Origin of the sequence: Rhabdaerophilum sp. (genome assembly GCF_046092605.1) — a bacterium.
Classification (GTDB): Bacteria; Pseudomonadota; Alphaproteobacteria; order Rhizobiales; family Beijerinckiaceae; genus Rhabdaerophilum.
The window spans coordinates 1-18,888 of record NZ_JBJTDY010000026.1; the positions used below are offsets into that span (position 1 = coordinate 1).

At 63.8% G+C, this 18,888-nt stretch carries 19 protein-coding genes; 8 read left to right on the forward strand and 11 right to left on the reverse strand.

Annotated features, from left to right (window positions below):
- The 4 genes from ACKODO_RS02640 to ACKODO_RS02655 form a co-directional block, all read left to right on the forward strand.
- The coding region (locus tag ACKODO_RS02640) for a cryptochrome/photolyase family protein (protein WP_408981904.1) at positions 1 to 920 on the forward strand (920 nt) is incomplete at its 5' end.
- Between the two features lie 15 nt (positions 921 to 935).
- Positions 936 to 2,258: an NAD(P)/FAD-dependent oxidoreductase gene (locus ACKODO_RS02645; protein ID WP_408981905.1), complete on the forward strand. Its 1,323-nt coding sequence runs from the start codon at positions 936 to 938 to the stop codon at positions 2,256 to 2,258.
- A gap of 5 nt (positions 2,259 to 2,263) precedes the next feature.
- Positions 2,264 to 3,115: a DUF1365 domain-containing protein gene (locus ACKODO_RS02650; protein WP_408981906.1), complete on the forward strand. Its 852-nt coding sequence runs from the start codon at positions 2,264 to 2,266 to the stop codon at positions 3,113 to 3,115.
- Positions 3,105 to 4,346: a class I SAM-dependent methyltransferase gene (locus ACKODO_RS02655; RefSeq protein ID WP_408981907.1), complete on the forward strand. Its 1,242-nt coding sequence runs from the start codon at positions 3,105 to 3,107 to the stop codon at positions 4,344 to 4,346. Before ACKODO_RS02650 ends, ACKODO_RS02655 begins: the two co-directional genes overlap by 11 nt.
- A gap of 45 nt (positions 4,347 to 4,391) precedes the next feature.
- Here ACKODO_RS02655 and ACKODO_RS02660 read toward each other — a convergent pair whose 3' ends face one another.
- Both ACKODO_RS02660 and ACKODO_RS02665 read right to left on the reverse strand, forming a co-directional pair.
- Complete coding sequence (locus tag ACKODO_RS02660) at positions 4,392 to 5,168, reverse strand: SDR family NAD(P)-dependent oxidoreductase (RefSeq protein ID WP_408981941.1); 777 nt, start codon at positions 5,166 to 5,168, stop codon at positions 4,392 to 4,394.
- Between the two features lie 7 nt (positions 5,169 to 5,175).
- On the reverse strand, positions 5,176 to 5,808 hold the full coding sequence (locus ACKODO_RS02665; protein ID WP_408981908.1) for a ChrR family anti-sigma-E factor: 633 nt from the start codon (positions 5,806 to 5,808) through the stop codon (positions 5,176 to 5,178).
- A gap of 347 nt (positions 5,809 to 6,155) precedes the next feature.
- Here ACKODO_RS02665 and ACKODO_RS02670 point away from each other — a divergent pair, with 347 nt between their 5' ends.
- From ACKODO_RS02670 to sseA, 3 genes are read left to right on the forward strand one after another with little or no spacing between them, the layout of a single operon-like run.
- Positions 6,156 to 6,872 carry an alanyl-tRNA editing protein gene (locus ACKODO_RS02670; RefSeq protein ID WP_408981909.1) on the forward strand — a complete coding sequence of 239 codons (717 nt, stop codon included), beginning with the start codon at positions 6,156 to 6,158 and terminating at the stop codon, positions 6,870 to 6,872.
- Between the two features lie 39 nt (positions 6,873 to 6,911).
- Positions 6,912 to 7,301, forward strand: a complete 390-nt coding sequence (locus ACKODO_RS02675; RefSeq protein WP_408981910.1) for a tautomerase family protein — start codon at positions 6,912 to 6,914, stop codon at positions 7,299 to 7,301.
- Positions 7,302 to 7,311: 10 nt separating this feature from the next.
- Positions 7,312 to 8,172 (forward strand): 3-mercaptopyruvate sulfurtransferase, encoded by an 861-nt coding sequence (gene sseA, locus ACKODO_RS02680; protein WP_408981911.1) that lies wholly within the window; start codon positions 7,312 to 7,314, stop codon positions 8,170 to 8,172.
- Here sseA and ACKODO_RS02685 read toward each other — a convergent pair.
- The 5 genes from ACKODO_RS02685 to ACKODO_RS02705 form a co-directional block, all read right to left on the reverse strand.
- Entirely contained in the window at positions 8,169 to 8,789 is a 621-nt protein-coding gene (locus ACKODO_RS02685) for a methyltransferase family protein (RefSeq protein ID WP_408981912.1), read from the reverse strand. The genes sseA and ACKODO_RS02685 overlap by 4 nt on opposite strands.
- Before the next feature lie 161 nt (positions 8,790 to 8,950).
- Positions 8,951 to 9,721: an amino acid ABC transporter ATP-binding protein gene (locus tag ACKODO_RS02690; RefSeq protein WP_408981913.1), complete on the reverse strand. Its 771-nt coding sequence runs from the start codon at positions 9,719 to 9,721 to the stop codon at positions 8,951 to 8,953.
- 11 nt (positions 9,722 to 9,732) lie between these two features.
- Positions 9,733 to 10,893, reverse strand: a complete 1,161-nt coding sequence (locus ACKODO_RS02695; protein WP_408981914.1) for an amino acid ABC transporter permease — start codon at positions 10,891 to 10,893, stop codon at positions 9,733 to 9,735.
- 10 nt (positions 10,894 to 10,903) lie between these two features.
- Positions 10,904 to 12,106: an amino acid ABC transporter permease gene (locus ACKODO_RS02700; protein WP_408981915.1), complete on the reverse strand. Its 1,203-nt coding sequence runs from the start codon at positions 12,104 to 12,106 to the stop codon at positions 10,904 to 10,906.
- 316 nt (positions 12,107 to 12,422) lie between these two features.
- On the reverse strand, positions 12,423 to 13,424 hold the full coding sequence (locus ACKODO_RS02705; RefSeq protein WP_408981942.1) for an amino acid ABC transporter substrate-binding protein: 1,002 nt from the start codon (positions 13,422 to 13,424) through the stop codon (positions 12,423 to 12,425).
- Positions 13,425 to 13,771: 347 nt separating this feature from the next.
- On the opposite strand from ACKODO_RS02705, the gene metC reads away from it, so the two are divergent.
- Positions 13,772 to 14,959 carry a cystathionine beta-lyase gene (gene metC, locus ACKODO_RS02710; protein WP_408981916.1) on the forward strand — a complete coding sequence of 396 codons (1,188 nt, stop codon included), beginning with the start codon at positions 13,772 to 13,774 and terminating at the stop codon, positions 14,957 to 14,959.
- Here the strand turns inward: metC and ACKODO_RS02715 are convergent, their stop codons facing one another.
- Genes ACKODO_RS02715 through ACKODO_RS02730 form a run of 4 tightly spaced genes read right to left on the reverse strand, consistent with a single transcriptional unit; the run spans position 14,960 to position 18,436 of the window.
- A complete protein-coding gene (locus tag ACKODO_RS02715) occupies positions 14,960 to 15,574 on the reverse strand; it encodes a pyridoxamine 5'-phosphate oxidase family protein (RefSeq protein ID WP_408981917.1) in 615 nt (204 codons plus the stop codon).
- Between the two features lies 1 nt (position 15,575).
- Entirely contained in the window at positions 15,576 to 15,923 is a 348-nt protein-coding gene (locus tag ACKODO_RS02720; RefSeq protein WP_408981918.1) for a lipid-A-disaccharide synthase N-terminal domain-containing protein, read from the reverse strand.
- On the reverse strand, positions 15,923 to 16,678 hold the full coding sequence (locus tag ACKODO_RS02725) for a glycosyltransferase family 2 protein (RefSeq protein ID WP_408981919.1): 756 nt from the start codon (positions 16,676 to 16,678) through the stop codon (positions 15,923 to 15,925). Before ACKODO_RS02725 ends, ACKODO_RS02720 begins: the two co-directional genes overlap by 1 nt.
- A 15-nt stretch (positions 16,679 to 16,693) precedes the next feature.
- On the reverse strand, positions 16,694 to 18,436 hold the full coding sequence (locus tag ACKODO_RS02730) for an ArnT family glycosyltransferase (RefSeq protein ID WP_408981920.1): 1,743 nt from the start codon (positions 18,434 to 18,436) through the stop codon (positions 16,694 to 16,696).
- Positions 18,437 to 18,888 lie beyond the last annotated feature (452 nt).

The window sequence follows — 18,888 nt, forward strand, 5'->3', positions numbered from 1 at the left end:
GGGTCGAACTCGCAGATCTCGGCCTGCTGCCCTCCCGGCCCGACTGGGCCAAAGGATTGCGCGAGACATGGCAGCCGGGCGAGGCCGGCGCGCTGAAGCGGCTGCTCCGCTTTCTCGGCGGCGGCTTGCATGGCTATGCCGAGGGTCGGAACCGGCCGGACCTGCCCTCGACCTCCATGCTCTCGCCCCACCTGGCCGTGGGCGACATCTCCGTGCGGCGCGTCTGGCAGATGACGGAGCAGGCGCTGGCGACGGGAGAGACGCGCGGCACGAACGAGGATGTCGAGAAATTCTTTTCCGAACTCGGCTGGCGCGAATTCGCCTATCACCTTCTCTACCACTACCCCACGCTCGCAACCGTCAATTACCAGCCAAAATTCGATTCCTTCCCCTGGGCCACGAACCCGCTGGCACTGGCCGCCTGGCAGAAGGGGCAAACCGGCTATCCGATCGTGGATGCCGGCATGCGCCAGCTCTGGCAGACCGGCTTCATGCATAACCGCGTGCGAATGATCGTTGCCTCGTTTCTCATCAAGCACCTGCTGATCGACTGGCGGGCGGGCGAGGCCTGGTTCTGGGACACGCTCTGCGATGCCGACCCGGCGAACAACGCCGCGAGCTGGCAATGGGTGGCCGGTTCAGGCGCGGACGCAGCCCCCTACTTCCGGATTTTCAACCCCATCACGCAAGGTGAGAAATTCGATCCGGATGGGAATTTTGTCCGTGCTTACGTTCCGGAAATTGCTAAGCTTCACGGAAAGTTGATCCATCGCCCCTGGGAGGCGCCCGGCGCCATCCTCACCCGTGCCGGCATCCGGCTCGGCGAAACCTACCCCCGGCCCGTCGTTTCGCATGAAGATGCGCGCGAAAGGGCCCTTGAAGCCTTCAAGTCGCTGCCGCCGGCAGCGTCCAACGTCTGACAGAAGGGACGCTCCATGCGCATTGCAGTAATCGGCAGCGGGATTTCCGGCCTCGGCGCGGCCTTTCGCCTGAGCCGGCATTTCGGGCCGGAAGCCGTGACGGTCTTCGAGAAGGAGAACCGCCTCGGCGGCCATTCCGCGACGGTCGATATCGAATATGCGGGCGTGCCGGTTTCGGTCGATACCGGCTTTATCGTGTTCAACACCCTGAACTATCCGCTGCTGACGGCCCTTTTTGCCGAACTCGGGGTGGCCACGCATCGTTCGAACATGGGTTTCTCGCTCTCGCTGGATGGCGGGCGGTTCGAATGGTCGGGGCAGGAAACGAATGTCATCTCCTCGTTTTTCGCGCAGCGCTCGAATGTGCTGAACCCCCGGCTGTGGCGCATGCTCTCGAGCATGCGGCGTTTCTCGGCCGAGGCGATCGAGGATCGCGCCGCCGGCCGCGTGGGCAAGGGGTCCTTGCGTGATTATCTCGCTGAAAAGCGGGCCTCGCGCGAACTCATCGAGGATTACATCCTGCCGATGGGCGCGGCAATCTGGTCGATGTCGGCGGAAGCCGTGCTGGACTTCCCGGCGGAGAGCTTCATCGCCTTCTTCGACAACCATCGCCTGCTGCACTGGAACCGCCCGGCCTGGCGCACGGTAACCGGAGGCTCGCGCAGCTACGTGCGGAATCTCGTGGCGACAGCGGGTTTCAACACCCGCATCGGCGAAGGCGCGGCATCCCTCCGGCGCATGGCCAAGGGTGTCGAGATCATCACCACGCGGGGCCAGCGCGGCCTGTTCGATGCGGTGGTCTGCGCGACCCATACTGATCAGGCGCTGGCCTTGCTCGACGATGCCGGAACCGAGGAGCGGGCCGTGCTCGGTGGCCTCGCCTATGCGGAGAACGAGGTAATCCTCCACCGCGATCCGCGCCTCATGCCGAAGCGCAAGCGCGCCTGGGCCGCGTGGAACGTGCTGCGCGAATCTGGCGAGGTCGGCCGTCCGGTAATGGTCAGCTACTGGATGAACCGCCTGCAGGGCATCGATAACAGACACCCGCTTTTCGTCACGCTCAACCCGAGCATCGAGCCGGCACCGGAGACTGTGTTCGGCCGCTTCTGCTATGCCCATCCGCAATATGATGCCTCGGCGCTCGTGGCACAGAAGGCGCTTCCGGGCATCCAGGGGCGCGGCGGGCTGTTCTATGCCGGGGCCTGGACCGGCTACGGCTTCCACGAGGACGGCCTGCGCGCGGGCTTTGAGGCCGCGGACCGGCTGATCGCCGCGCATGGGCTGCAGGGGGGCACCAGCGTGCCGCAGCGCGCGGTAGGTGCGCCACCCCGCCTTTGAGCGCCATGGAACCGCGCTTCCTCCCGCCCCCGGATGCCGCGCTCTTCTATGTCGGCTCGGTGATGCATGCGCGCATGAAACCGAAGGTGCATCGCTTCACCTATTCGGTTTTCGCTCTGCTGGTCGATCTCGACCGGCAGGAGGAAGCGCATCGGCTCTCGCCGTTCTTCTCGATCGGGAAATTCAACCTCATCGGCTTCGATCTTTGCCCGCATGGCATCGCCAGGGGCTCGCCTAACCCGAAGGCGGATGTGGTGGCGGCGCTGAAGGCCGCTGGCCTCGCCGAGGAGCCTGCACGCGTGATGCTGCTCTGCTACCCGCGCGTGCTGGGTTTCGTGTTCAACCCCCTTTCGATCTACTTCGCCTATGCGGCGGATGGCCGGCTGATCGGGGTGCATTACGAGGTGCGCAACACTTTCGGCGAGCGCCATGCCTATGTGGAGCCCGTTGTGCCGGGCCAACTCACCGAAGCCGGCCTGAGGCAGGAAGCGGACAAGCTCTTCTACGTCTCGCCCTTCATGCCCATGGAGCAGCGCTACCATTTCCGCGTTCGGCCGCCGGGCACGGCCGACATCGCGGTGCGCATCCACGAGACGGATGCGGAAGGGCCGATCCTTGCGGCCACCTTCCATGGCAAGGCCGAGCGCATCACCGCCCGCTCCTGCCTGCGGCTGGCTTTCGCCATGCCCTTGATGACCCTGAAGGTCTTCGCTGGCATTCATTGGGAAGCGTTGCGCCTTTGGGTGAAGGGTGTCACATTGGTATCGAGGCCGGCACCTCCACCTGCGGCTTCTCACGGAGGGCGATTTCTGTCGGTTACGACCGACGCGACACGGAAAGTGCATCATGCAGGATAAGTCGACGAAGGCGCCCATCCGCCTGACGGACGCCAATTTCGCCGCCGAGACCCGTTTCGTGCCGCGCGCCAGCCGCGAAATGCTGCGTTTCGCGCTGGGCCTGAGCGTGGGCTCGCTGACGGTCACATTGCCCGATGGCCGGGTTTTCATGGTGGATACCGGCCAGCCTGGGCCAACGGCCGAAATTCTCATCCGAAACTGGCGCTTCGCGCGCCGCGTGATGTTCGCCGGTGATGTCGGCCTCGGTGACAGCTATGGCGATGGCGACTGGAACAGCCCGGATGTTACCGAAGTCGTGAAGATCTTCGCGATCAACGAGAATCTCACCGCAAATTTCCTGGCGCGCTCGCCCCTCGCACGTTTCGCCTTCCAGGTGCTGCATTTCCTGAACCGGAACACGAAATCCGGCTCGAAGCGCAACATTTCCGCGCATTACGACCTCGGAAACAGCTTCTACAGGGAATGGCTCGATCGCTCGATGACCTATTCCTCGGCGATTTTTTCGCCGGGCGACAACGATCTTTCCAGCGCGCAGGAGCGGAAATATCGTCGCCTTGCCGACGACATGGGTGTGAAGCCCGGAGAGCATGTGCTGGAAATCGGCTGCGGCTGGGGCGGCTTCGCGGAATTCCTCGCGCGTGAACGCGGCGCGAAAGTCACCGCGCTCACCATCAGTCGCGAACAGTTCGAATATGCGCAGAAGCGCATCCAGAATGCGGGCCTCTCGGAGCAGGTGGAAATCCGCTTCCAGGATTACCGTGACGAGCGCGGCACCTATGACCGCATCGGCTCGATCGAGATGTTCGAAGCCGTGGGCGAAAGCTACTGGAACAGCTATTTCTCCACTCTGCGCGACCGGTTGAAGACCGGCGGCACGGCAGGATTGCAGATCATCACGGTCGCGGATCGGTTCTTCGAGGATTACCGGCGGAACATCGATTTCATCCGCCGTTTCATCTTTCCGGGAGGCATGCTGCCCTCGCCCGGCAAACTCGCGGAGCTTTCAAGCAGCCACGGTTTCGCGAGCCAGTCCGATCTTTCGATCCGCCATGATTACGCGGAAACGCTTCGGCAATGGCGCGCGAGCTTTGATTCCGCATGGCCGCGCCTGCAGCCGCTCGGTTTCGACGATCGCTTCCGCCGGTTGTGGCGGTATTATCTCAGCTATTGCGAGGGCGGCTTCGATGCGGGCTCGATCGACGTCCACCAGTTGGTCTATCGCAAGATGTGAAGGACCCGGGCGGGCCATGGCCCTGCCTTTCCCGGCCCGCGCCGCTCAATGCGCACCAGTCGAGCGCTTCATGATCCAGAAATAGACACGATAGGGCAGAATTGCGAGGAACTTCAGCTGCCAGGCGAACCGGCGCGGGAAGAAGATCTCGAAACGCCCGTCATCGAGGCCATCGGCGATGCGCCGCGCGGCCTCGTCCACGGGCATCAGATAGGGCATCTCGAAGGCGTTCTGCGCCGTTGCCGGCGTTTCCACGAAGCCGGGATTCACCAGCTGGAACAGAATTCCACGCCGATCGCCATCGAATTTCAGGCTTTCGACCATGTTGATCAGGCCGGCCTTCGTGGCACCATAGGCCGCCGATGTCGGCATGCCGGTATAGCCCGCGACGCTGGCATTGACCGCGATCTGCCCGCCATGCACGAGCATACCCGGCACGATTGCCCCGAGCGCATTGACGACGCCGCCGAGATTGACCGCGAAGCTCTTGTGATACTTCGCGGTATCGAAAGGCTCGATCTCCACCGGGTAGAACACGCCGGCATTGAGAAAGGCGCGGGAAATCCGGCCGTGTCTTGCCTCAACCTCCGTCACCAGAGCGCGAATTGCGACTTCATCGGTCACGTCACAGGGGGCGGGAATGATCGCGTTCGGAATGGGCGACGCGCGGGCCAAGGCCTCGAGCTCGTCCGCACGCCGGGCGGTCGCGACCACGCGCCAGCCACGCCGCACGCATTCCAGCGCCAGTTCACGCCCGATGCCGGAGCTCGCCCCGGTGATCCAGAAAAGACCATCCGAGGGTTTCTGGGGCCGCGCCACGATCACGGCGTCAGTGCCGGATGAAGCGGTTGAGATACTTTCCGATGGGACCGGTGAGGCGCAACGGGGCATCCGTCACCGCGAAACACAGGCATTCCTCGCCCTCGACCGCAACCGGCGTATGGTCGACATGCTCATCGGTGATCGCGACCGCCCCGCGGCCATAATACCCAGTTTCGTCGCGGAACGCCCCACGGATGACGAGTGTCACTTCCGAACCCTCATGCGTGTGCTGGGGCATCTTCTTGCCCCCGCGGATGCGGTAGAGGATGGCCGTGGTGCCGTCATCGGTCTCGATGTGGCATTCCTTCACGCCCGGCAGGACCGTGCGGAATTCTAGGGATTCGATGCTCCGGCCCAGGAAATGCCGCAGCGCCCTGGGCTCATCCGACGGGGCTGCATCGGAGAGATGATCGCCGCTCACCCGGCTTTTCACCGGCTCGGCCGAGAAGATCTGGTCAAGACGCGCAAGACGGTTCTTCACGCTCACGGGCTCGACCTCATCCACGGAGGAAGCGAGCGCGGTTTCAAGCGCATGCACATAAACACGGCTATCCGGATTGAGCTCGAGATGCGAGCCGACCAGGGCATGCAGGGATTTCGGCAGGCCGCCGGAAGCGAAGGCCGCGAGCAACGCGTCCATGGCGGAACCCCGCACCTGCAATGGCGAATGCTGATTCAAGCCCTTATACTCCGAAGAGGTGTCAGACATTATCGATTACGCTGCTCTACGCGAGACTTTTGGCGCTGGATCACAATCAATAACGCTTCATACCCGTCCAGCCTTTCCCACTCAATTCCGCCGATTGACGCAGAGCAGCCGAACCGCCCCACGGCAACCCGCCCCGGCCGGTGCTTGCGCCGCAGGCCGCTGGCATGCCATGCCTTGTCCATGCCTTGTGCCTGACCAAAACGGCCGGCGCGGCCGCGCGAGCTTGATCCATGATTCCCGAACCGACTGAAATTATATCCACGTTTCCCGCAACGCAGATGATCTTCCGTGACGATGCCTATGCACGGGAGGCAGAGGCGACGGGATTGGGCGCCGCCGGTGATTTCCTCATCCTCGATGCGACGCTCTTCTACGCAGCGTCGGGCGGGCAGCCGGCCGACCATGGTCGAATCACATGTTCCTCCGGAGAGGTTCTGCCCATCACGGAAGTGCGCTTTCTCGATCCCGCCAAGACGCGGATCGGTCACATGCTGCCGCCAGGCGTTGCGGCGGGCCTCGCGGGGCAGAAGGTGCGGCTCATGCTCGATTGGGAGCGCCGCCACCGGCTGATGCGGGTGCATACGGCGCTGCACCTGCTTTCCGTGGTCCTGCCTTATCCCGTCACCGGAGGCGCGGTGAATGCCGATGATGGCCGGCTCGATTTCGACATTCCCGAGGCGGGGCTCGACCGCGAGGCGATCGAAGCCGAGCTCAACCGGCTGATCGCCACCGACGCCGCTGTGACCGACCGGCTCATCACCGAGGCGGAACTTGATGCCAATCCGGGCCTCGTCAAGACGATGTCGGTCCAGCCGCCACGCGGGACTGGCACGGTGCGGCTCGTGGAAATCGCAGGATCGGGTGAGAAACCGCTCGATCTGCAGCCCTGTGGTGGCACGCATGTGAAGAAAACAGGCGAGATCGGCCACATGACCGTTACGGCCATCGAGAAAAAGGGCAAGCTGAACCGCCGCGTTCGGATCGCCTTCGCCTGAGCGCGCGATCCGCAACAGGCACCACAATCCGGGAACAGCATGCCCTTCAACAAGATCCACGTCCCCACCGCCCTGCCCGCCGCTATGTGCGGCATGATCAACGAACAGCTGCACGAATCGCTCGTCGAGACCTGCGGTGTGAACCCGGACGACAATTTCTGCCTCGTCACGCGGTATGCTTCGGACGATATCATCCTCCATCCGACCTTCCTCGGCGAGCGCGACCCGGCCGGCACCATCGTGATCGAGGTCACGCTGCTGGCTGGCCGAACGGATCAGCAGAAGGAAGCGTTCTACAAGAACATCCGGCATCGGCTGCGGAAAATCGGGTTCGAACCGCGTAACTCGATCGTCTTTCTGGTCGAAAATCGGGCCATTGACTGGTCGTTCAGTGAAGCCGGCTCCGTGAAATCAGTTTTGGGACTGTGAGGCACCCGCCATGGCCAATCTTTTCGCTGAAATCCCGTTCGTTTCCACGTCTTGGCTCGCCGAGAACCATCACCGGCCCGAGGTGAAGGTGGTGGATGGCAGCTGGCACCTGCCGCCCGCGGGCCGCAAGGCGCCGCAGGAATATGCCGAGGCGCATATCACTGGCGCGGTGTTCTTCAACATTGACACCGTGGCGGATCTCTCCTCCGGCTTGCCGCACATGCTGCCGACGGCCGAGCATTTCGCGCGCGATGCCGGGGCGCTGGGCCTCTCCGAGAGCGATACGATCGTAGTCTATGACCAGCTCGGCCTCTTCACGGCGCCGCGCGTGGCCTGGATGTTCCGCATCTATGGTGCTCGCGATGTGCGCATTCTGGAGGGCGGGTTACCCGCGTGGAAGGCGGAAAATCGCCCGCTGGAAAGCGCGATCCCCTCGCTTCCGGCCGCGAGCTTCCGCGCGAGCCTCGATCGCAGCATGGTCGCGGCCTTGCAGGACGTGCAGGGGGCGCTGGCGAGCGGTTCCGCGCAGGTGGTGGATGCCCGGCCCGCCCCGCGCTTCCGGGGTGAGGCGCCCGAACCGCGCCCAGGCGTGCGCTCCGGCCATATGCCCGGCAGCCGCAGCCTGCCTTTCGATGTCGTCACGCAATCCGGCGCGCTGAAATCCCCGGAGGAGATTCGCGCGGCCATGGCGACCAGCGGGATCGACCCCTCGAAGCCGGTCGTCTGCTCTTGCGGGTCGGGCGTCTCGGCGGCCATCATCGCCATGGCGCTGAGCCGCGCGGGCGTGGAGGTTCAGGGGATCTATGACGGCTCCTGGGCCGAATGGGGCGCGCGCGAGGATTTGCCGCTCGCAACCGGGCCGGCGGATTAAGCCCCGCGGCGGGGAAGCCAGCCCGGCGTCAGCGCGAGATAGGCAAGGTATGGCGCACCAAACCGGCGGGCCAGTTCCTTTTCCTCGAAACGCGCCTGCGCGATCACCGCCACAATTCCGGCCACGAGGCAGATCAGCGAGAAGACCGAAGGCAGGGCAAGGAAAAACCCGATTTGCGAGATGAGCACGCCCAGGAACATCGGGTGCCGCAGCCTTGCGAAAGGGCCGGAGGTAATGAGGTTCGTCTCCGCGCGCTCCTCGACACCCGTGCGCCAGTCGCCCGCCATGTAGTGATGGACGTAGGAACACAGGGCGAAACCGACGAGCAGCAGGGCGAGACCGGAGAGCACCAAAGCCGGATGCATCAGCACCGGGAATACACCGATCTGCGCATCGAATTGCGGGAATGGCACGCGGATGACGGTCACGCCCCAAACCGCGAGCCGCAGCGTGCGGAACAGGGAATGCGTCACATGCTGCACCGTGCCGGGCCGAGCGCTGGCTCTCAGCGAGAAACCGGCGCGTGCCTCTGCGCCCGCCATGCGCGTGACATACACGAGCGCGAGCAGCGTAAAGAAGGTCGGCAATGCCGCGCGGGCAAAGTCGAGAGCAGGCACCGGCTTCCCCCTTCCGATGCGAATTTCACCTTTCTTCTTATGAGCCTGGCGCCCTGCGGGCGATAGCCCCCCGGGCGCTTATGTCGCGCCTGGTCGGGACATGCCGGAGGCAGGCGGCTGTGGCGGGCAGCCGAGGGGCCAGATTTCTCAATGCAGATATCTCAGTGCAGGATCTGGCTAAGGAAGAGCCTGGTGCGCTCGTGCTGAGGGTTCTTGAAGAAGGCATCGGGCGTGTTGATCTCCACGATCTGGCCCTGATCCATGAAGATCACGCGGTTCGCCACCTGCCGGGCAAAGCCCATTTCGTGGGTCACGCAGAGCATGGTCATGCCCTCTTCCGCGAGGCTCACCATGGTGTCGAGCACTTCCTTCACCATTTCGGGGTCGAGCGCCGAGGTCGGCTCGTCGAACAGCATGATCTTCGGGCTCATGCAGAGCGAGCGGGCGATCGCCACGCGCTGCTGCTGGCCGCCCGAGAGCTGGCCAGGATATTTGTTCGCCTGCTCGGGGATCTTCACGCGGGTGAGGTAGTGCATGGCCACCTCTTCCGCCTCCTTCTTCGGCATCTTCTTTACCCAGATCGGCGCGAGCGTGCAGTTCTCGAGGATCGTGAGATGCGGGAAGAGGTTGAAGTGCTGGAACACCATGCCGACATCGCGACGGATCTCGTCGATCTTCTTGACATCGTTGGTAAGCTCCACGCCATCCACCACAATGTGACCCTTCTGGTGCTCCTCCAGACGGTTGATGCAGCGGATCATGGTCGACTTGCCGGAACCCGAGGGGCCGCAGATGACCACGCGCTCGCCCTTGGCGACCGTGAGGTTCACATCCTTGAGCACGTGGAATTCGCCATACCATTTGTGCACATCCGTGAGCTTCACGGCCGTGTCGGTCTTGAGCGGGGTGGGCTTCAGGTTCGCAATGGCCATCGAGATGCTCCTTAACGCTTGTCGCCCACGGAGAGCCGTCGCTCCATCGAGCGCGCATAGACGGCCATCCCGTAGCAGAAGATGAAATACACGATCGCGGCGAAGGCATAGCCGGTCGCCGAGGTGGTGGGCGCCGCCCATTGCGGATCGACGCGGGCGGTCTCGATGGCCTTCAGGAAGTCGAAGATGCCGACGATCAGCAGCAGAGACGTATCCTTGAACAGCCCGATATAGGTGTTGACGATGTTCGGGATAGTGATCTTCAGCGCCTGCGGCAGGATGATGAGACGCATCATCTGCCAGTAGCCGAGCCCCATCGCCATCGCGCCCTCATACTGGCCCTTCGGCAAGGCCTGCAGGCCGGCGCGCACCACCTCCGCCATGTAGGCGGAGGCGAAGAGGCCGATGCCGACGAGCGCGCGCAGCAGCTTGTCCACCGTGATGTTGTCCGGCAGGAACAAGGGCAGCATCGTGTTTGCCATGAAGAGCACCGTGATGAGCGGCACGCCACGCACGAATTCGATGAACAGCACCGAGAAGAACTTCACCACCGGCAGCTTCGAGCGGCGCCCCAGCGCGAGCAGGATGCCGAGCGGGAGCGAAGCGACGATGCCGACGCCGGCGACCACCAGCGTCACCATCAGCCCGCCCCAGCGGGCGGTATCCACCGGCGCAAGGCCCAGGATCGACGAGCCGCTCAGCAGGAAGAACGAAACGATCGGCAGCACCAGGACAAAGTAGTAGAAGCCAATGTCGCGACGCGGGGCCTTCTGCCACAGCATCCACGCCACGCCGATCGCGCCGAGCAGGAAGAACAGGTCCACCCGCCAGCGTTGGTCGATCGGGTAGAACCCGTAGATGAAAAAGGACAGACGATCACGCACGAAAGCCCAGCACGCGCCGGGCACAACGCCATTCCTGGCGATGCAGGCCTCGCGATCCGCGCCGCTCCACACCGCATCGGTGATCAGGAAGCTGATGAAGCCGGGCAGGACCCAGAGCGTCAGCAGGGCTATGGCCAGCGTCAGAACCGTATTCGCCGGCGAGGAGAACAGGTTCGCACGTATCCAGCCCACCACGCCGACCATGCTGGCGGGCGGCGGCAGGACCTGGGCCGGTGTCGCGCGCACGAAGGCGACGGATTGTCCCGAGAAGGTTGCGGTTTCAGACATGGCGCCCTCCTCAGCGTTCCACCAGCGCCTTGCGGCTGTTGTACCAGTTCATGAACAGCGAGGTCGAAAGGCTGATCGTGAGATAGACAAGCATCGTGATCGCGATCACCTCGACCGCCTGGCCGGTCTGGTTCAGCACCGTTCCGGTGAAGACCTGCACCAGATCCGGGTAGCCGATGGCGACCGCGAGCGAGGAGTTCTTCGTGAGGTTCAGATATTGCGAGGTGAGCGGCGGGATGATCACCCGCATCGCCTGCGGGATCACCACGAGATCCAGCGTGGGACCCGGTCTCAGTCCAAGCGCATAGGCAGCCTCGGTCTGCCCCTTGCTGACGGCCTGGATGCCGGCGCGCACGACTTCCGCGATGAAGGCCGCCGTGTAGATGACGAGGCCGACGACCAGCGCCACGAATTCCGGGAAGATCTGCAATCCGCCCTGGATGTTGAAGCGCCCGAGATTGGGATAGGTCAGCGTCAGCGGTTGCCCCGCGAGGAAGTAGACCGCCAGCGGCAGCACGAGGATCAGCCCGATCGCCACGGGCAGGGAGCGGGCCTGCTGGCCCGTCGCATCCTGTCGCCTCTTCGCCCAGCGGCTATAGAAGAAAAAGGCGATGCAACCCAGCAGGAAGACGTAGGTGACATACTGGAAGCTCGACCCGAAGCTCGGATCCGGCATGAACAGGCCGCGATTGTTCAGGAAGGCGCCGCCCGGCAGGGCCGCGCTGTTGCGCACTTCCGGCAGGGCTTTCAGAACCGCGTTGTACCAGAAGAGCAATTGCAGCAGCAGCGGCGTGTTGCGGATGAGTTCGACATAGACCGTCGCGATCTTCTGCACGAGCCAGTTCCTGGACAGGCGCGCGATGCCGACAATGAAGCCGAGAAACGTCGCCAGCACGATGCCGATCGAGGCGACCAGCAGGGTGTTCAGCAGGCCGACCACGAAGGCGCGGCCATAGGTCGAGGTGTTCGAATATTCGATCAGCCGCTGGCCGATATCGAAGCCCGCCGTGACGTTCAGGAAGCCGAAACCAGATGCGATCTTCTGCTTGGTCAGGTTGTCGATGGCGTTCGACGTCGCTTCATAGACGAGGAAGGCCACAATCAGAAACAGAACAAATTGGAAGGCGTAACCCCGTTTTGCGGGGTCGTTCCAGAACGCGACCTTCGGCGGCTCATCAGCCGGAACGGTCGCCGAGGCTTGTTGGCTTGCCACGAATCTCACTCCCCAAGACGATGGCTCTCCCCGCCATCGATCCGGCGCCACAGGGGGCGCCGACCCCGACCACGCATCCGCGATCCGGCATCAGAGGCCACGGTTCTCCCGAAACCGCGACGGACGCCAGATGCTCCCACCCAAGGGAGCACCCCGGAATGTCTGAGGCCCTCATTCGCCGATCCCGGACCGCCGGCTGCCGTCCGGGAACGCTTCTGGAAATGACCAGTCGCAACGACATCCGACATGGTCCGAAGGATCAACGAAAATCGGGGGCACCCAGGCTCGGGGCGCCCCCGGATGATGGCGATGCCGCTCAGCGGATCGGCGGGGCGTATTGCAGGCCGCCCTTGTTCCACAGCGCGTTCACACCGCGGGCGATCTTCAGGCGCGAGCCCTGACCAACGTTCCGCTCGAACACTTCGCCGTAATTGCCCACGTGCTTGATGATCCGGTAGGCCCAGTCATCGGTCAGGCCGAGCATTTCGCCGAACTTGCCTTCGGTGCCGAGCAGGCGCTTGATTTCCGGATTGGCGGACTTCAGCTGCTCATCCACGTTGGCCTTGGTCACACCGAGCTCTTCCGCGTTCAGCATGGCGAAGTGGGTCCACTTGATGAGGTCGTTCCACTGGGGGTCGCCCTGCCGGACGGACGGGCCGAGCGGCTCCTTCGAGATGATTTCCGGCAGGATCATGTGGTCATCCGGGCTCGTGAGCTTCAGGCGCTCGGCAAAGAGGCCCGAGGCGTCCGTGGTGAAAACGTCGCAACGGCCGGCATCATAGGCCTTGATGGTCTCGTCGGAGGTGGCGAAGATCACCGGCTCATACTTCAGCTTGTTGGCGCGGAAGAAGTCGGCAAGGTTCAGTTCGTTCGTCGTGCCCTGCTGCGAGCACACCGAGGCGCCCGAGAGGTCCATCGCGGACTTCACGTTGAGCTTCTTGCGCACCATGAAGCCCTGGCCGTCATAATAGTTCACAACCGCGAATTCGAGGCCGAGCGAGGTATCGCGCGACATCGTCCAGGTGGTGTTGCGGACGAGCAGATCCACTTCACCCGACTGGAGCGCCGTGAAGCGATCCTTCGCGGAGAGGGGAACGAACTTCACCTTGGCCGGATCATTGAAGATCGCCGCCGCGACGGCCCGGCAGAAATCGACGTCAAGGCCCGTCCAGTTGCCCTGCGCATCCGGCTGGCCGAAGCCGGCGAGGCCGGTATTCGAGCCGCATTGCAGAACGCCGCGCTGCTTGACCTGGTTGAGGGTCTGCGCCGAAACTGCGCTCGCGCTCATCGCAAGAGCCGCGCCAGCCGCGACCGTCATCATAATTTTCTTCATGGAACTCGTCTCCCCGAGTGTTGATGGTGGTCCAGCGCCCGTGATCCGATCAACTGCCGGATGGGGGCTCGATCGCCGGTCTGCCCTTGTCTGCGATCTGAAGATCGCATGCAAAGGGAGTTTGGGCGAGCGGTCAAGACCTACATGTACTAAATCGAACGGGAAGCGGGTCCATGATGCAATTTTTGCATTGGAATTGCCGAATGGGGGAAAACTTCCAGGCAAAACCAGAGTTTCCATCTAACATTCGACCAAAAAACGGGATGATTTTTCCGTAAATAACTCATATTTTAGAATTCAAAGCCATAAGTCATTCAAAAGGCGGAACAGAAATGCGGAAGCTCGAAAAGCGCATCGCGGAAACCCTGAAATCGGCAACAAAACTCGCGATGAGAGGCCGCAGACCGGAAGAAACCTTTGGTTTTGTCAATGTTCCGCCCTTCCGCGGCTCGACCGTGGTCTATCCGGATGCGGAATCCTGCCTCGCGCACAAGAACCGCTACACCTATGGCCGGCGCGGTAATCCCACCTCCGAGGCCCTCGAAGAGCTCTGGAACGAGCTGGAGGGTGCGGCCGGCACGGTGATCTGTCCGTCTGGTGCATCGGCGGTCACCACGGCGATGCTCTCGGTCCTGAAATCGGGTGACCATGTTCTCGTCGTGGATAGTGTATACCGCCCGACGCGCAACTTCTGCGAGAACCATCTTCGGCGCTACGGGGTCGAGACAACCTATTATGATCCGCTCGTCGGGGCCGGGATCGAGGCCCTGGTCAAGCCCAACACGCGCGCCATCATGATGGAAAGCCCCGGTTCGCAGACCTTCGAGGTGCAGGATGTGCCGGCCATCGTCGCGGTTGCGAAAAGGCACGGCATCGTCACGATGATCGACAACACCTATGCGACGGGCCTGCTCTTCCGGCCACTCGATTTCGGGGTCGACATCTCCATCAACGCCGCCACGAAATATCCTTCCGGCCATTCCGATGTGCTGATCGGCCTCGTGGCCGCGAATGAGGCGCATCTGCCGGCGCTCAAGGCGACACATGGCGATCTCGGCATCTATCTCGGGCCGGACGACGTGTTCCTCACCCTGCGCGGCCTGCGCACCATGAATATCCGCCTGAAGGAGCAGGGCATCAACGCGCTGCATGTCGCGAAGACGCTTGCAACCCGCAAGGGCGTGAAGCGCGTGCTGCACCCCGCTTTGCACTCCTGCCCCGGCCACGAGATCTTCCAGCGTGATTTCAAGGGCCCTTCGGGGATGTTCTCGATCATCCTCGACGTGATGAGCGACAGGCAGGTTGCCGCCTTCCTGAACAATCTCGGCCTCTTCGGCATGGGCTATAGCTGGGGCGGGTTCGAGAGCCTTGCCGTGCCCTTCGATTGCACGCCCTTCCGCACGGCCACGACCTACGCGCCGGGCGGGCGCGGCATCCGCTTCTCGATCGGCCTCGAAGATCCGGAGGATCTTATCGCGGATCTCGATCGCGGGCTCGCGGCGATGCATGCAGCGGGTTGATCACGGCGCGAGCCAGCGGGCGGTAAGTGCGCCGCCCGCATTCCATGAAAACAGCGCGCGCCGATGCCCCGCGAAGGCGAGATACAGGCTTTCGAGGCTCTCGATCTGCATCACCACGGCGGAAAAATGCGCGCGACCCGCTTCCAGCCCCTCCGCGTCGTCCGGGCTCGGCAGCGCGAAAGCGTCACCGGCCTCGATCTCCGAGCCCGGCGCCGGCGCGGTGCCGTAACAGACGCGGCTCATGGCGCGCGAGGCCTGCCAGGCGGCCTCGGCCACCGCATCATCGTGATGCAGGCTCACGCGGCCCAGGAGACGGATCTGCAGCTTCTGCCCGGCATCATAGCCGAGAATGAAGACACGCGGATCGGCGCGCCATTCCGCGATCTTCTCCGAACGCATATCGGTATGGACGCGCAGGCTGCGCGCCGCGATGTCCACCCCGCGCAGGATCATCACCCGCGAGCGCGGCGCCCCATCGAGCCCGATGCTGGAGATCACGGGATGGTGGAAACCCGAGCGGCGATCGGCCACGCCGCGCGCGAGGAAGCTCCAGCACGCGGCCAGCGTGCCGGGAAGATCATCCTGCCAGGAGGGCAGAGGCGCCCGGCCGGTCATGTCACTCCCCGCCCTCGATGCCGACCTTGCCGCGCTGGCGGCGTTCCTTGGCGATCAGCGCAAGATTGCGGAAATAGATGAAGAACGACAGGGTCTGCCCCAGGATGATCACCGGATCGCGTCGGTGAATGCCGTAGGCCAGCACGATGGCCGCACCACCGATCGAGAAAAACCAGAAGGCCAAGGGCACCACGGAACGTCCGGCCCGCTCGCTCGCGATCCATTGCACCACGAAGCGCGCCATGAAGAGCAGCTGGCCGAAAATGCCGATCACCGCCCACCACGTGAAATTCGTGACGAACACATCATGCAGGAAGCCGTCGATGGATTGGGAGAACTGGATGAGCATCAGTTTTCCTCCCGCGTCGGGGTATCCGGCTTGCGGCGACGGACGAGCCACCACACGCCGATGAGATCGACAATCGCGACCTTCGCCCGCGCCAGGGACGCGTAGTTCGAGACACCCGAGCCGCGCGCGCGATCCAGCACGTCGAGATGGGCGATCTTGTGCCCGTCGCGCACCATCAGCGCGGGCGTGAAGCGATGGAGAGCATCGAAATACGGCAAGCGGAGATAGGCCGCGCGGCGCATCACCTTCAGGCCGCAGCCGGAATCGCGCGTGCCATCCTTCAGCATCGCGCCACGGACCTTGTTCGCGATCTTCGACTGGAACTTCTTGAAGCCGGTATCGGTGCGGCCCACGCGCTGGCCCTGCACGAGCGCGATGGCCGGATCGGATTCGAGCAGGCGGATCATCGCCGGCAGGAAGGCGGGGTTGTTCTGGCCATCGCCATCCAGCGTGCAGAGGATTTCGCCACGCGCCAGGCGCGCGCCATCGCGGATCGCCGCGGATTGGCCCCGGTTCTCGGCATGGTGAAGCACCCGCAATTGCGGATAGGTGCCGCGCAGGTTCACAAGGACCGTTCCGGTTTCGTCGGTCGAACCGTCATTCACCGCGATGATCTCATGCGCTTCGTCTTCCAGCGCATTGGCGATCTCCGCGATGAGGGGGGCGACATTTCCCTCCTCGTTCCGCATGGGGATGATGACGGAAATGCGCGGCAGGAGGGGTTCGGCGCGTGTCACGCCGGCTTCTTCAGGCATGGAGGGCTCGCTGTTTCAGCGCCGCACATACACCGCGATATCCAGCACGCGCAACCGCCGCTGCTTGTCGAAGGCTGCGTTGAGGTTCACTCCGCGCACCCGCGTGACCAGAGCCGGGGCGGAATCGCCCTTGAGCGCGGCACGGAAAGCCTCCTCGAAGCGCCGCTCCACGAAGGCGATGCGGCAGCCCGGACCCGCCCGCTCGAGGAAAGCCGCCGCCTCGGCCGGCTCGGCCATCAGGATATCCGTGCGCGTGAGGAAGACGAGGCTCGGCTCGCGATAACCCACGGTCACGAAGGCGGGATCCACGCAACCTGTCGCGCGCGCGGCTTCCGCGAGGCGGGGCGAGAGGTTGATCGCCTTGAGCATCGGCATGCCCAGGGGATAGGCCGCGACGATCAGGCCGGCGGAGGCGAAGGCGCCCAGCAGCAGGGCCCGCACCGGTCGGCGCTGGACGAGCGAATAGGCGCCCGCCAGGCCGAGCAGGAAGGCCACCACCAGGAAGGGCAGCGCGAGGAACGGCAGGCGGAGGATCGCCAGCCCCTCCTCCATGATCAGGAAGAGCGCGGGCGCTCCGATGAGGAAGACCAGCGGCACGAGCAGCATCAGGAACGCCGCCACCCCGCGCAGCGCGCGATTGAGCACGAGGCCGGTGCGTTCAACCGCCAGCATCGCGAGGCTGGCGATCGCCGGGTAGACCGGCAGCACGTAATGCGGGAGCTTGGTCGGCACCGCTTCGAGGATCAGCCAGAACGGCACGATCCAGGCCAGCAGGAAGGCCACGCCGTCATCGCGCCGCTCGCGCCATGCGAAGCCCAGCGACAGCAGCACCAGTGGTGCTGCCGGCCAGAAGGTGACCCAGAAGACGCCGAGATAGGTGCCCGGCGGCGCGCCATGCTTTTCCTGCGCGCTACCCACCTTCGCGAGCATGTCCTTGCCAATCGAGTCCTCGAGGAAGGATCCGCCCGACTTCATCAGGATCATCACGAGCCAGGGCAGCACGATCAGCGCCACGATCAGCAGACCGAGGCCAGGGCGCAACCCCTTCAGCCAGCCCGCGCCGCGATCGCGGATCGCGAGCGTGCCGATCGCCAGTGTCGCGACGAGCGGTGTAATCGGCCCCTTCACCAGCACGGCCGCACCAATGGCCACCCAGAACAGGATGAGGTGACGGTTGGCGAGCACGGGTGCAACGCCCGGCGCCCGCGCCGCGAGATAGGCCCGCGCCAGGAACCCCATGGCCGCGACCGAAAGCGCGCCCAGCACCGCATCGGTTTTTGCAAGGCGCGCCTCGACACCCAGCAGCACGCTGGCCGCCATCATCAGGCCGGCGAGCATCGCGCCCTCGCGCGAAAGGAAGGCGAGCGCCGCCCAGTAGGTCAGCAGCACCATCGCGACCGCGCCGAGCAGGGAGGGGATGCGATAGAGCCAGATCTGCCGCCGGGCATCGCTGACGCCCAGCGCCTCGCCGATCGCCACACTGGCCGATTGCAGCCAGTAGATGCCGACAGGCTTCTTGTGGCGCGCCTCCTCCTGGAAGCGGATATCGACAAAGTCGCGCGTCTCCAGCATCTGCTTCGAGGCCTGCGCGAAGCGTGGCTCGTCCCGGTCCATCGGCTGGAGCGACATTTGGCCAGGCAGGAAGAAGCAGAAACTGACGATGGTCAGCGCGAGCAGCGCCCGCGCATGGCTGAGCGTGAGGCGATGGAAACGTTCCCGCCATTCCAATGCTCCAAAGCGGCTCGTGAATGCCCGCATGGCCGGCTCCGCCTCCCAGGGTTGGACGCCTGCCTTTCGACATGAGCCTGAGCGGAAGATCAAGCGGAAAGGCGTGTATCATTCCGGCCGCTTGCGGGCCGTGGCGCAGGAACCGATTCCGCTTCCTCATGCACTAAATCACGGCGTGCAGATTTTTTCGTGGCGGACTCTTGACGCCCGTTAGCGATCCGATTCATTTAGGGCGCATCATCGATTTCGCACCTGCGAAATGCGGGTCGGGAAGGGCGATCGGCTTTTTTGGGTCGTTGCGGACCTGATTTCGAATTTGCCCAGATAAAGGCGCGGAACTTCAATCCCACCTCTTTTCATCTGCGGCATGCCTTCGACCGGAAACGAATCTCGGTTGAAGCACTTGAGCCTTGCCGCTCAGGTGCCGGAATCATTTTCTGAAGAACCGGAATCAAAATGCGAAGGGCTTCCCAATCTGGCTG

Bases quoted from the DNA above. Each gene is read 5' to 3' on its own strand.
- ACKODO_RS02645 (WP_408981905.1), top strand. From the start codon at position 936: ATGCGCATTGCAGTAATCGGCAGCGGGATTTCCGGCCTCGGCGCGGCC.
- ACKODO_RS02650 (WP_408981906.1), top strand. From the start codon at position 2,264: ATGGAACCGCGCTTCCTCCCGCCCCCGGATGCCGCGCTCTTCTATGTC.
- ACKODO_RS02655 (WP_408981907.1), top strand. From the start codon at position 3,105: ATGCAGGATAAGTCGACGAAGGCGCCCATCCGCCTGACGGACGCCAAT.
- ACKODO_RS02665 (WP_408981908.1), bottom strand. From the start codon at position 5,808: ATGGACGCGTTGCTCGCGGCCTTCGCTTCCGGCGGCCTGCCGAAATCC.
- ACKODO_RS02670 (WP_408981909.1), top strand. From the start codon at position 6,156: ATGATCTTCCGTGACGATGCCTATGCACGGGAGGCAGAGGCGACGGGA.
- ACKODO_RS02675 (WP_408981910.1), top strand. From the start codon at position 6,912: ATGCCCTTCAACAAGATCCACGTCCCCACCGCCCTGCCCGCCGCTATG.
- sseA (WP_408981911.1), top strand. From the start codon at position 7,312: ATGGCCAATCTTTTCGCTGAAATCCCGTTCGTTTCCACGTCTTGGCTC.
- ACKODO_RS02690 (WP_408981913.1), bottom strand. From the start codon at position 9,721: ATGGCCATTGCGAACCTGAAGCCCACCCCGCTCAAGACCGACACGGCC.
- ACKODO_RS02695 (WP_408981914.1), bottom strand. From the start codon at position 10,893: ATGTCTGAAACCGCAACCTTCTCGGGACAATCCGTCGCCTTCGTGCGC.
- ACKODO_RS02705 (WP_408981942.1), bottom strand. From the start codon at position 13,424: ATGACGGTCGCGGCTGGCGCGGCTCTTGCGATGAGCGCGAGCGCAGTT.
- metC (WP_408981916.1), top strand. From the start codon at position 13,772: ATGCGGAAGCTCGAAAAGCGCATCGCGGAAACCCTGAAATCGGCAACA.
- ACKODO_RS02715 (WP_408981917.1), bottom strand. From the start codon at position 15,574: ATGACCGGCCGGGCGCCTCTGCCCTCCTGGCAGGATGATCTTCCCGGC.
- ACKODO_RS02720 (WP_408981918.1), bottom strand. From the start codon at position 15,923: ATGCTCATCCAGTTCTCCCAATCCATCGACGGCTTCCTGCATGATGTG.
- ACKODO_RS02725 (WP_408981919.1), bottom strand. From the start codon at position 16,678: ATGCCTGAAGAAGCCGGCGTGACACGCGCCGAACCCCTCCTGCCGCGC.
- ACKODO_RS02730 (WP_408981920.1), bottom strand. From the start codon at position 18,436: ATGCGGGCATTCACGAGCCGCTTTGGAGCATTGGAATGGCGGGAACGT.